Source organism: Mesorhizobium sp. Pch-S (assembly GCF_004136315.1).
Lineage (GTDB): Bacteria > Pseudomonadota > Alphaproteobacteria > Rhizobiales > Rhizobiaceae > Mesorhizobium.
Genome location: NZ_CP029562.1, coordinates 1,380,150 through 1,392,733 on the forward strand (window position 1 = coordinate 1,380,150; position 12,584 = coordinate 1,392,733).

Genomic DNA, 12,584 nt, shown 5'->3' on the forward strand with positions numbered 1-12,584 from the left:
GTTCTGCGTTGAGGCCGGAAGCAACAAACGGCTTACAAAAGCCCTTCCTGAGAGGTCTCTCGGCGATGAGCAACTATGCAATGTCAGCTGTGGCTGAACTTGCGCCGGTGGAGCCGGCCATCCAGCCGCAGGCCGCGCCTGACGCCAGCAGCCTGCGCGCGCAGTTCCATGCGGAATCCCAGGCCGCGCGCCGCATGGCGGCCCGGCCGGGGCTCTACATCGCCGTCATCATCTACCTACTGTTCGCCGCCACTGACATTCTGCTGGTGCCGGATGTCGCGGCCTACACCATCGCCGCGCGCTTCGCGGTCGGCGCGACCGCGCTGGTGACGCTGGAGGCACTGCTGCGCTTCGGTGCCGCCACGAAATGGCTGGACATTACCTGCGCCGGCGCGATCATCCTCGGCTATATCGGCTGGCTGCTGCCGACGGCCGCCAGCGCCAATCATGAAAGCGTCTCGTACTACATGGTCTTCGGCACCATCTTCATGATGAGCGCCAACCTGTTTTTCACGTTCCAGTTCAGCTTTTCCGTCGTCACGTCGACGATCATCCTGCTGATCCTCTATGCCGTGAACTATTTCGTGCCGTCGACGCTGACCTACAAGCTGGTTTTCGGCGCCTTCTACATCTCCTGCTTCGTCTTCACCTCCTACATCAACTGGAAGCTGAACCGCGAGCGCTACAACGTCTTCCTGAACGCGCTGGAGGCGCGCAACCAGCACCGCGAAGCCACGGAGCGCGGCAAGGCGCTGCTCAAGCTGTCGCGCACCGATCCGCTGACCGGGCTGGAAAACCGCCGCGCCGTCGACGAGCGGCTGCGCGACCTGTGGAGCAACTGGCAGCGCCATGGCGCGACCTTCGCGGTGCTGCTCATCGACGTCGACTTCTTCAAGCGTTTCAACGACTATTACGGCCACCAGAAGGGCGACCGTTGCCTGATGGAGGTGGCAGACAGCCTGCGCCACCTGGTGGAGCGGCGCAGCGCCTCGATCGGTCGTTATGGCGGCGAGGAGTTCATCGTGCTGGCGCAGGCCAAAAACCACGAGGACGTCGTCACGCTTGCCGAGGAGATCCGCAGCGAAGTGGAAGCGCTGGCGATCACCCACAACGAGCGCCGCGACGGCACACAGGTGGTGACGGTGTCGATCGGCGCGGCCTTCACCCGCGACGAGGCCGGCACCAAGCTGGAAAAGATCATCCAGGAGGCCGACCGGGCGCTGTATCTGGCCAAGGCCGACGGCCGCAACTGCGTGCATCTGTTCGACCCCAACGACCCGCAGACCAGCGACGAAAGCGAGAACGTCGCCGCGCTCCTGAAGATCGCCATTGAGCGCGACCTGGTTTCGCTGGTGTTCCAGCCGATCGCCAACATGCGCAGCGGCAGGATCGAGGCGATGGAGGCGCTGATGCGCCTGACCATGCCGGACGGGACGGCGGTGCCGCCGAGCCTGTTCATCCCGGTGGCGGAACGCACCGGCATGATCCTGGAACTCGGCCGCTGGGCGATCCGCACGGCCTGCCGCGAACTGATGTCGAACGAGCATATCCGCACCATCAGCGTCAACGTCTCCCCGGTGCAGCTCAAGGCGCCGGGTTTTGCCGCCTCCGTGGCCGCCGCGCTCGGCGAGGCCGGCGTGACCGGCGATCGCCTGGCCCTGGAGATCACCGAGGGGCTGGAGATGGAGATGCATTCCGACGTGCTGCGCTGCATCAGCGACCTCAAGCTGCTCGGCATCAAGGTCTGGCTCGACGATTTCGGTACCGGGTTTGCCGGCCTGTCCTGGCTGCGGCTGATCGACTTCGACACGGTCAAGATCGACCGCTCCTTCCTGCACGACTGCGTGACGCCGCGCGGCCGCGCCATGTTCCGCGACATCGTCGGCCTGCTCAGGAACCGCGGCCCGAAGATCCTGGTCGAAGGCGTGGAGAGCGAGGAGCAGCTGGAGCTGCTGCGCAAGCTCGACATCGACCACGCCCAGGGCTACCACATCGGCCGCCCCGCCCCGGCCGAACGCATCCGCGCGCTGTTCGAGGAACCGAAGCGGCAGCGGATGGCATAAAGACGGGTCTGAACCGCCGCTGCGTCGGCGTTCCGGCATGGGTTGCGATACGCTCCGCTCATCCCGCCGCAACAGTTCTACGCCCGGCGATCGATTTCGTGTATCGAGGTCGCAGCGTCCCCGCCGGAACACCGCCTGATGAGACCCGTCCTTGCCGCCCTCGCCCTGATGCTGCCTGCCCCGGCTTTCGCCGAATGCGCCATGACAGACGCGCTGCTTGCCCAGGCCTATCCGAAGGCGCAGCAGGGCGACAACGGACTCACGGTCGACGGCGGCGGCTTTCAGCGCGCGATCCAGAGCGAAGGCGTGGTCTGCAAGGCCTGGCCCTGGCGGCCGGGGCTGATGCTGGCCGCGGTACCGCTGCTCGAGGCAAAGCCGGCCGAAGAAGGCTCGAACAAAGGCGATGTCGAAATCCTCGTCACCGACCGTGCCGGCAAGCCGCTGGCCAGGCGCCTCGAGCCGGACATGGCCTACTCCGACGCCATCCGCTTCGGCGACATGGCCCTCGACACCGCGCGCTACGATATCGCCGAGGGCCTGCGCGCCTTCGGCCTGCGCACCAATCAATCCGGCAGTTCACGGGTCAACCCCTATGAAGAGCAGGCGCTGTGGCTGTACACCTTCGACAGGGGCCGCATCGAGCGGGTGCTGGACGGCCTGATCGTCGAGCACGGCCTTGGAGAAAACAACGGCAATTGCGAGGGCGAGTACACCACGACGAAGCGCACCATCACGCCCGGCCCGAAAACAGTCGCGCGCTACCGCGCCCTCAAGGTGGAGCAGACCGAGACCCTCGACACCTCGACGCGAAAGGGCGACGACTGCGTCAGCGACGAACGGCCGGGACCGAGCAGGCAGTTCGAACTGGTCTATGACAAGGGCCGTTACGTACTGTCGGGCAAGGCCGAGATCGACCCGCTGTTCTCCACGATCGAGATCGGGGAGCGGTGAGGTCAGCTTTCACGAAAGCCAGGCAGCGACGGGAGCGTCGCTCCAGACCTGGACCTCGACATATTCCCTGAGGTGGTAGTCCGCATAGGTGTCTTCATCGGCATTGTCTTTCGGCAGGCCGAACTGACTACTGACTTCCGATTGTCGCGCATTGCAGCGTGCGCCTGGCGATGGCACCATTGTCCTCCCCTTAGACCTATACATCGGTCGTATAAGTCGTCAGGGCTGAGCCTCGCGGCTGAGAGGCCGAGTGCTTCTGGAGGATGCCTCAGCATCGCGCCACGCTTTGAGGACATCGCCGAGCAGCCCAAGCGGCCGTATTAGCGCTTGCAGAAACCGACTCGACTGTAGTTGGGGTAACCCGCAGGGCAACATTGCCCGCTGGAACTATCAACCTGAACACAGGTTCCAGTTTTGCACACCCAGCCGCCATTCTTCGAGCACATGGCTACCGCAGGGAACTCGTCGCTCTTCTGCGTCACGCTCATTACAGGCACAGGGTGAACGGAACCAAGCTTCCCACTTCGCCCTGGTTCACTTGCATCGGCCCCTCCAACCCCAAACGAAAGTACAAGACCGGCAAGCGAAAACATAAAAGGCGTTCTTATGCCTCCCATTCTTCTCTCCTGTTGGTACTACGACACCAGTGGTACCCAAGCCGAAGCGTGGGCAATTGCTGGATCAAAGTGGTGGTGCGCAAAACTCCTCGACTTTTGGCTGTGCACCCTGTGCAGCAACGCGGGCGCGATACCATGTTGCCCATTCGCTGTTCACATAACATCCAGCCGCGCGGTGCGACGAAACACAAAACTCATCACCGCCTGCGTCACAGTATTCCGGGCCGCCTTTGCAACCCAGCGACAGGTTCCAGCCTTCCGAGCCGGCAGGATAGACACGACCGTCGTATGTGCCGACCTCCTGTGCGCCGATTTTCTCGTATGTATCGCCTGGTGAAGTCGGTGTGTTCACGCAAGGAAAGACGTTAGAGTAGGCACCTCCCGCCCAATATGCTGTTGTCTGGTAGAGACCGCCCGTAATGGGTACCACACTCTTAGCCGGCCCATCTATTTTTGCGACAAGCGCACTAACGCGTTGGTCCATTTGATCGACCAGGTAGTCAGTTGGCTGGATGTCGGCAACGTGAACCAAAGTGTGCATTTGCGCCGTCTTTGACTGGGTCACGACCGCCATCTCGATACTGACTTTGGCGCGATCAGCCAAGCTTTGAGTATCAATTGCATAAATGTCGACATCTACAGGAACCCAATCAGGCCCGACGCGATGCCATTTAATCGAGTCTGCATACCCATAGGTCAGATTTCTTGAAGAAGCGCACCGCTCCTTGTCGTCGACTTTGCCAGTTTCGGTCGCCTTCGCAGTTTTGGTGGCCGATGCACCAGCGGTTCCCGCTGCTGCCGCACCTCCCGTTGCCGACGCTGCCAGCATCGCGCAATCGACCGTATCACTACCGGAAATGGCGAGATCCGCATCGGGTACGCTGGACATGAGCAGATTGCTTTCTGCGACAGAAAGCGTGCGTTTGTATGTGTCTGTTACAATCGCCCATTGGTCGGCACCCACCTTCTCAAAACGAGCCTTGAACGCGGTTTGCTGACCGAGGATGAAAGTCATAAGCGTTTCGACGATCTTTGCCTGATCGAATCGGTCAGGGTCCTCAATCCTGGCTGAGATCGTTCCGTCTGTTGCCACCTCCTCAGCAATTGTCTGGATGAGGCTCGCACTGACGCCTCGATATCGCGTGTCGGAGCTCGTTTCCGAGCTCTTCCCTGTGGTGGCACCGCCTCCCAAGAAGCCCCCAAGATTGAAGCCGATGCCCTTCGAACCCGACTTCGATTCAACACGCACCACGCCGCCTTGTTGCTCGTCGCGTTTCAGATCAGCAAGGCCGCCTCCATTGGCGAAAGCCGAGATGACTGCAGAAACTGAGTTGAGTTTGACCTCCGCATACTGCGTGTAAACGAACGCATTAAGGTCTCGATTGACCGCTATTTCTTTAAGGTTCGCGCAGGTTTCACGAATCCGCAGCGGCGGGCGCTGGCCGAGGCCTGTAAGAGGTGCATCGATTGTCGCAGTAACGCCTTGAGGGAGCACATCCGTAATCCCTGGCGGAAAGCGAAATTGGATTTTGGTAGCTACCGTGTCTTCGGGATCGATTGACCCAGAAACCACGAAAAGGGCATAGATCGGATAGGAGAAGATGGTGTTGACGTTGACGGCCGCATTGCTTTTGCTGAGCTCGCTCGCGACCTCCTCATTGAGTCTCTTGGAAGCGAATTGAACTTTGATCGGCGCTGTCTTGACGTCTGTTTCCTTAGCTCCGCCGCAGGTTACTTTCACTTCCTTCTCGAAGTCCTCCCAAGCGGGGATGAATACTGGTTTGAAGAAGCGACGCTCCCGACTATCCGAAGCATCCTTGTAGATTGTTATCGCTTGCTCGTTCGCAGACTTCGGGAAGACGACCGCATCTGCGATGTACGGCAAGCGAATCTCAGGCGCGGCACCCACTGCATTTTTATCACCGTTTTGCGAATAGCTTGGACAGCTTAATGCGAGCAAGGCAGCAACGAAGGAAGAGGCCTCCCGCAAATAATATCTTGGCATTGCACCCCCCATGTCAATTTCTGTAACTATCCTTCAGCAACAGCAAGTTTACAATAGGATTCATTTCTTGAATTATTGACACCGTGCCAGCAACTCTGCAGATCACGGAGATACCTTCTCTTTGCGAGATCTCGCCTCCTTATCGACATTCGGAGTCAGGGCAGCTCCGGGCGATCATCGCGATGGCTTTCCGCTGTTAGAACTTATAGAGATACCACTTTCTTCAATCCCATCACCATGGGAACCGTCGATGACGGGGTTGATCGGCCGGCGAAAACATGGCGACCCTCCGCCCATGTGAACAGCTCTGCCCGCGCGCCTGACGGCGAGGTCGCAACCGTGCGCGTGCTCGACAGCCGCCTGAAAGCCGGCTCCTGAAGCCCGATCCGCGGACACGGCTGGAGCTGCGACGCTGGAAGTGCCAGATGGAGGTTCTGAACTTCCGCTACCGGATAGACGATCCCCAGGGCGGACACCTGTGATCACCGCAAGGGTACACATTTCTCCGACGGGTTCGTGAGCCCACGCCGACCCGTGTCACGCAGTGGTCCCTGCGCACGCCTCGCAAACACCGGAAAGTTCGACAGTCGTGGCCTGCACCTGGAAACGCTGGCGGCGGGCGAGCCTGGCCAGAAGCCGGGCGAGAGAGGCATCGTGGGTCTCGGTGGCCAAGCCGCACCGCGTGCACACCGCAAAGACGGCATGGCCTTCGCTGGCGCAGCCGGCATGCGTGCAGAGAGCGTAGGCGCTGACACTCTCGATCTTGTGGACAATGCCCTCGGCGATCAGGCGATCCAGCGCGCGATAGACCTGCAACGGCGCGTAGACCCCCAGTCCACGCAGGCGCCGCAGCAGTTCATAGGCCCCCAACGGCTTGTCGGCCTGCCTGAGGGCCTCCAGTACCAGTTGCTGATTGCGGCCGCGCCGTCCTCGGGTCACCGCGACAGGAGCCTGACAATCGGACATGCCTACCGCCGTTCCGTGATCACAACACTGTTGACGAATGTAATAACATAACATAGTCGATCGTCAAGCGGCCAACCGGTGTGCCTCATCCCTCCTGAACAGCGGGATGCGCAGCGATTGAGCATGTAATGATATATCATATTAAATCGATTTCGTGGGGGTAGAAGATGAAGTGGGGATCCATCGTGTCGGGGTGGTCGATGGTGCTGGCGGCCTCGGCAAGCCATATTGGTGATGCGCACGGCCAGACCGTTCCCGATCCCGCGACGTTGCTGCAAAGGATCGTCGTGACCGCGACCTCGGGCGAGCGTTTCCTGAAGGATGCGCCCGCCAGCGTGAGCGTGGTGACCGGCGAAGAGCTGCGGCAGCAGCCGGTCAAGGACCTGGCCGATGCGATCGAGGGCACGCCCGGCGTCCAGCTCACCGGCATAGGCCTCGGCCGCCGCGGCATCTCGATTCGCGGCATGCTGCCGGAACAGACGCTGGTGCTGGTCGACGGCATGCGCGTCACCAATTCGGCTTCGGCGGTGGCGCATTCCGACTATGAGCTTGGCTGGGTGCCGGCGGAAGCGATCGAGCGGATCGAGGTCGTGCGCGGTCCGATGTCATCGCTCTATGGCTCCGAGGCGCTTGGCGGCGTCGTCAACATCATCACCCGGCGCGCGACCGACGAATGGCATGGCTCCTTCTCGACCTTCGGCCTGCCGACCGAACATGGCCTTGGCGGCAATGGCTATGATGTCAGCTTCTACGCCGGCGGACCGATCGTTCCGGGCGTGCTCGGCCTCAATGTCCGGGGTGCGGTCAAGGGCCGGACGGAGCTCGCCTCGCCCACCGATGCGCGCGTTTCGTCCATGGGCGACGAGAAATCGTTCGTCGGCACGGCGCAGCTGACATGGACACCCGACGAGCGGCAACGCATCGACCTGTCCTACGGCGCCGGCTTCGAGGAGCGCTGGTCAGGCCTGCAGGGTGCCGGGCGCTTTCCGACCTTCTACCGCTCCAGCGACGACATCTGGCGCCAGCAGGTCTCACTGGCACATGAAGGAACCTGGGACTGGGGCACCAGCCGCATCCGCTTCTACAACACCACGCTCGACCGCGAGAACACACGCAGCGACGGCGCTGCCCCCTCCGGACCACAGCGTTTCGTCGATACGGTCGGCGACGGGCAGATCAGCTTCTCGCCCCTGCCCGGGCACAAGGTCACGCTCGGCGGCGAGGTCCGCCAGGAACGCCTGAAGGATCCGACCGTCACCAGGGCCGGACGCGCCGACCAGATCCACTATGCGTCCTATCTCCAGGACGAGATAACGCTCGGCGACCGCTGGGAACTCGTCCTCGGCAGCCGCTTCGACCATCACGAATCATTCGGCTGGGCTGCGAGCCCGAGAGCCTATCTCCTCTACCATCTCTACGAGGCACTGACCTTCAAGGGCGGTGTCGGCACCGGCTTCAAGGCGCCGACGTTGAAGCAGCTTTCGCCCGAATACAAAGCGATCGCCGGCGGGGGACGCTTCACCATCGCCGGCAATCCCGATCTGCAGCCGGAAACCAACCTCTCCTTCGAAGCCGGTCTCGACTATCAGCAGGGAATATGGTCGGCGCACGCCACCGCCTTCCAGAACGATGTCGAGAACCTGATCCAGGCGGTCTGCGTCACCCGCTGCACGGGCGCGCCGGGAGCGACCTGGTCATACAGGAATGTCAGCGAGGCGCGGCTGCGCGGCATCGAACTCGGCGGCGGCGTCGAACTGCCCTGGGACCTGCGGCTCGACGCCAACTACACCTATCTCGATCCGATCGACCGGACGACCGGCCAGCGCCTGCCGGACCGCTCCAGGCACGCCGCGAACGCGACGCTGGCATGGACGCCGATGGAAGGGCTGACGACGTCGCTGCGCATCAACTATCTCGGCTCGCAGAAGACGACGACGGCCTCGGGCAGCCAGCCTGCCTACACGCTGCTGTCGGCCTATGCCAATTACGACGTCACCGAGCACGCCACCCTCCAGTTCGGCATCGAGAACATCACCGACGTCAGGCTTGCGGACGAGAACAGGGACTATGCCTTCGCCGACGCGGGACGGCGCTATTTCCTTGGCCTGAAGACGAGGTTCTAGCCATGCGCGTTCTATGCCTGTTGATCGTGACGCTGCTTCTCGCCCCCATGGCTTTCGCGCAGGAACCGGCCGCCGGCAAAGCACCGGTCGTGCGGGTGCTGACCACCAGCTTCGTGCTGCCGGCCAAGTTCCGGGCCATTGATCCCATCGCCAGGCAGGCGGGCGTCACGCTGGAGAGCATCGACGTCGAGACAGCGACATCGGCCCCTGGCGAATGGTTCTCGGGCGCGGATCTCGTCATCCTCGACGTGCCGCGGCCCAGTGACCGCGCACGCGTCGAAAAGGCCCTGGGTGACGGGCCTGGCGCAGCAGCCACGATCTCCATCGGCGGGGGACCGCCCCGATGGAGCGGCATCGAGCCAGGGCCAGCCTCCCTCCTCCTCGGCTACTATGCCGCCGGCGGTGCGGAAAACTTCCGCGCCTTCTTCACCGCCGTGCGCGTGTGGAAACAGGGCGGCGACCTGTCCGCGATGCCGCCGGCGCAGCGCCAGCCGCGCACGGGTTTCTACCATCCTGCCGCGCCACATGCCTTCGACACGGTCGAAGCCTATCTCCAATGGGGCGGCAATCGCTGGAAGGACACGGCGGGACGGATCGGCTTTGTCATTCACAGCGGCGCCATATCCGACATGCAGACCGGCCTCGTCGACGCCCTCGTCGCGCGCAGCGAGGCGGCGGGCCTGCTGCCGGTCGTGTTCTGGTTCGACAGCACCGACCCGAAAGGATTGTCCCGGATCGCCGGTCCGGCAAAGCTCGACGCACTCGTCAACCTCACCCACATGATGGACGGCAAGGCGCGCAGCGCCGAATTCCTCGACCTCGACATTCCCGTCCTCCAGACGACGGGCTTCCGCGAGGGCGGCACGAAGGAATGGGCGGCGGCCATCACCGGCATTCCGATGCGCACGGCCGCCGTCTTCCTTGCCGGAACAGAGGGCTGGGGCATGAGCGATCCGCTGGTGCTGACCGCGATCGAGGACGGCGCCGAGGTGCCGTTGCCGGCACAGCTCGACGCTCTTGTCGGCAAGCTGGCAAAGCTGGTGAGCCTGCGCCGCAAGCCGGCTTCCGGCAAGCAGCTTGCGCTGTTGTTCTGGAACTATCCGGCCGGCGAGAAGAACCTTGCGGCCTCCAACCTCAACGTGCCGGCGAGCATCGAAACCCTGACCGCCGCGCTCGCCGGGGCGGGCTACGACGTGCCGGCACTTTCCGGGCAGGAGATGATCGAAGCCGGGCAGGCTATGCTTGGCGGGCTCTACCGCACCGTACCGCTCGAGGACCTGCTGAAGCGGGACCTCGCCGAGGCGTTTCCGGTTGCCGCCTATCAACGCTGGCTGGCCTCGCTTTCGCCGCAGAAGCGCTATGCCTATGCCCATTGGGGCGATCCCCGCAAGCACTGGGCCGTGCGCGATATCCAGGGCGTGCCGAGCTTCGTCATTCCGCGCATGAAGCGCGGCAAGCTCGTCATCATGCCGCAGATGCCGAGGGCAGGAACGATGGGTGCGCATTATCACGACACGGCGAGCCCGCCGGACCATCTCTACATGGCCGCCTACCTCTATCTGCGGCAGACGATCGGCGTCGACGCCATCGTCCATTTCGGCACCCACGGCACGCAGGAATGGCTGCCGGGCAAGGACAGGGGGCTCGCTGCCGACGACGACCCTTTCCTCGCGGTTGGCGACGTGCCGGTGTTCTATCCCTACATCCAGGACAATGTCGGCGAAGCACTGCAGGCGCGGCGGCGCGGCCGCGCCGTCACCATCAGCCACCAGACGCCGCCCTTCGCGCCCTCCGGCCTCTACGACGAACTGCGCGATATCCACCACATGATCCACGAATACATCCAGCTCGACGAAGGCGCGGTCCGTGACAGGACCGCGGACGGGATCGCGAAGGCGGCGATCGCGGCGAAGATGCATGCCGATCTCGGCTGGAGCGAGGATGCGGTGCGGCGCGATTTCGACCGCTTCCTGCCCGTGCTGCACGACCACCTGCACGAGCTGGCGCGAACGGCGATGCCACTCGGGCTGCACAGCTTCGGCAAGCCGGCAGAACCGGATCAAAGGCTGGCGACCGTCATGCAACAGCTTGGCCAGCCCTTCTACGCGGCGGTCGGCGCAGGCTCGGACGAACTGTTCGTCGAGGACTTCTCCGCCCTGAAGAAGACAGCGCCCTACAGGACGCTGCAGCTCTATCTGCGCGATGGCGCCGACAGGTCGGCGCTCAAGGAGCCGCTGAAGGGCCTGATCGAACGCGCCGACCTGCTGGATGCCAATCTGGCGACCCCGGGCGAGACCGAGGCGCTGCTGGCGGGGCTGGCGGGCCGCTTCGTCGCGCCGGGCTCCGGCGGCGACCCCGTGCGCAATCCTGAGGTCAGGAGCGGCCGCAACCTCTATGCCTTCGAGCCGGACAGGATACCGACGAAGGCGGCCTACGCATCCGGAAAGGAGGCTTTCGATCAGCTGCTGGCGGCATTCCGCAGCGAGCATGGTGGCGCATCGCCGCGCAAGCTCGCCTTCAGCCTGTGGTCGTCGGAAGCGGTCCGCCATCTCGGCATCACCGAGGCACAGGTGCTGCATGCGCTCGGCCTGCGCCCGGTCTGGGACGAAGGCGGACGCCTGCGCTTGCTGGAGATCGTGCCTGCAGCCGAGCTCGGCCGGCCGCGCATCGACGTCGTCGTGCAGGTCACCAGCGTCTATCGCGACCAGTTCGACGGCTTCATGCGGCTGCTTGCCGACGCCATCGACCGCCTCGCCGCGCTGGATGAGCCGGACAATCCCGTCGCCGTCAACACCGCCCGCATCGCCGCGATGCTGCAGGAGAAAGGGCTTGCGCCAGACGAGGCGAAAAACGAGGCCAGCCTGCGCATCTTCTCCAACGCGCCCGGCAGCTACGGCTCGGGCCTGCCGGACATGGCGCTGGCATCGACGACATGGGACGGCGATTCGGCGCTGGCCGAGCGCTTTCTCGAAGGAACCCGCTTCGCCTATGGCGCGAAGGCATGGGGCGTTGCCCAGGACAAGGCCAATCTCTTTGCCGAACAGCTGAAGGGCGCGCAGGGAGCGATCATGTCGCGCTCGAGCAACCTGCACGGCGTGCTGTCGACCGACCATCCTTTCGAGTTCCTCGGCGGCCTGTCGCTGGCGATACGCCATCTCGATGGCACCGCACCCTCCCTCTACGTCTCCGACCTGCGCAAGGGCGCGCCATCGACCACGACGCTTGCGCGCTTCCTGTCCGACGAGATGCGCGTGCGCTACCTCAACCCGCACTGGATCGAAGGCATGAAGGCCGAGGGTTATGCCGGCACGCTGGAAATGCTCAACGCCGCCAACAATCTGTTCGGCTGGCAGGTGGTCGATCCCTCGACGGTGCGGGCCGACCAGTGGCAGGCCATGTTCGACACCTATGTGGCGGACACGCGCAAGCTCGGCATGAACGCCTATTTCGAAACGCACAATCCCGCTGCCCAGGCACAGCTGATGGAGCGCATGGTCGAGGCGATCCGCAAGGGTTACTGGGACGCCCCGGAGGAGACGCGCCGCCAGCTGGCCGAACGCTGGCGGGAACTGGCAGCCGATCACGGCGTGACCGTCGGGGAAGCGCCGACCAAGGCCTTCGTCGAGCGCATGGCGGCGGGCTTCGGCCTTGCCGCGAAGCCGGCGGCACCCGCTGCAAGTCCTGACCAGCAGGCCGTGGCCGGCGCGCCGCAGCCCGTCGCGGGACAGGTGCTGGAACAGATGCCGGCGGCGGCCGAGCCACAGGACACCTGGCGCCTGTGGCTCGCGCTCTGCGCCATGCTCGGCCTCATCGCACTCGGCGCGACCCTGCAATGGCGCACGGGACGTTCTTCATAAAA

The 12,584-nt window shown here is 63.6% G+C and carries 7 protein-coding genes; 4 read left to right on the forward strand and 3 right to left on the reverse strand.

The window, feature by feature from the left end; all coding sequences use genetic code 11:
* Positions 1 to 65: 65 nt before the first annotated feature.
* Together C1M53_RS06370 and C1M53_RS31610 are read left to right on the forward strand one after the other, a co-directional pair.
* Positions 66 to 2,063, forward strand: coding sequence for an EAL domain-containing protein (locus tag C1M53_RS06370; RefSeq protein WP_129411471.1), 1,998 nt, complete (start codon positions 66 to 68; stop codon positions 2,061 to 2,063).
* 138 nt (positions 2,064 to 2,201) lie between these two features.
* Positions 2,202 to 3,014 (forward strand): hypothetical protein, encoded by an 813-nt coding sequence (locus tag C1M53_RS31610; RefSeq protein ID WP_165358062.1) that lies wholly within the window; start codon positions 2,202 to 2,204, stop codon positions 3,012 to 3,014.
* 9 nt (positions 3,015 to 3,023) lie between these two features.
* On the opposite strand, the gene C1M53_RS31615 is transcribed toward C1M53_RS31610, so the two are convergent.
* The 3 genes from C1M53_RS31615 to C1M53_RS06385 all read right to left on the reverse strand — a co-directional run bounded on the left by C1M53_RS31615 (position 3,024) and on the right by C1M53_RS06385 (position 6,602).
* Complete coding sequence (locus C1M53_RS31615) at positions 3,024 to 3,194, reverse strand: hypothetical protein (protein ID WP_165358063.1); 171 nt, start codon at positions 3,192 to 3,194, stop codon at positions 3,024 to 3,026.
* A gap of 501 nt (positions 3,195 to 3,695) precedes the next feature.
* Complete coding sequence (locus C1M53_RS06380; protein ID WP_129411472.1) at positions 3,696 to 5,636, reverse strand: hypothetical protein; 1,941 nt, start codon at positions 5,634 to 5,636, stop codon at positions 3,696 to 3,698.
* A 537-nt stretch (positions 5,637 to 6,173) separates the two neighbouring features.
* Complete coding sequence (locus C1M53_RS06385; RefSeq protein ID WP_165358064.1) at positions 6,174 to 6,602, reverse strand: transcriptional repressor; 429 nt, start codon at positions 6,600 to 6,602, stop codon at positions 6,174 to 6,176.
* Positions 6,603 to 6,769: 167 nt separating this feature from the next.
* On the opposite strand from C1M53_RS06385, the gene C1M53_RS06390 reads away from it, so the two are divergent.
* Together C1M53_RS06390 and cobN are read left to right on the forward strand one after the other, a co-directional pair.
* Complete coding sequence (locus tag C1M53_RS06390) at positions 6,770 to 8,725, forward strand: TonB-dependent receptor (protein WP_207213073.1); 1,956 nt, start codon at positions 6,770 to 6,772, stop codon at positions 8,723 to 8,725.
* 2 nt (positions 8,726 to 8,727) lie between these two features.
* On the forward strand, positions 8,728 to 12,582 hold the full coding sequence (gene cobN, locus C1M53_RS06395; protein WP_129411474.1) for a cobaltochelatase subunit CobN: 3,855 nt from the start codon (positions 8,728 to 8,730) through the stop codon (positions 12,580 to 12,582).
* The last annotated feature ends 2 nt before the right edge of the window (positions 12,583 to 12,584 follow it).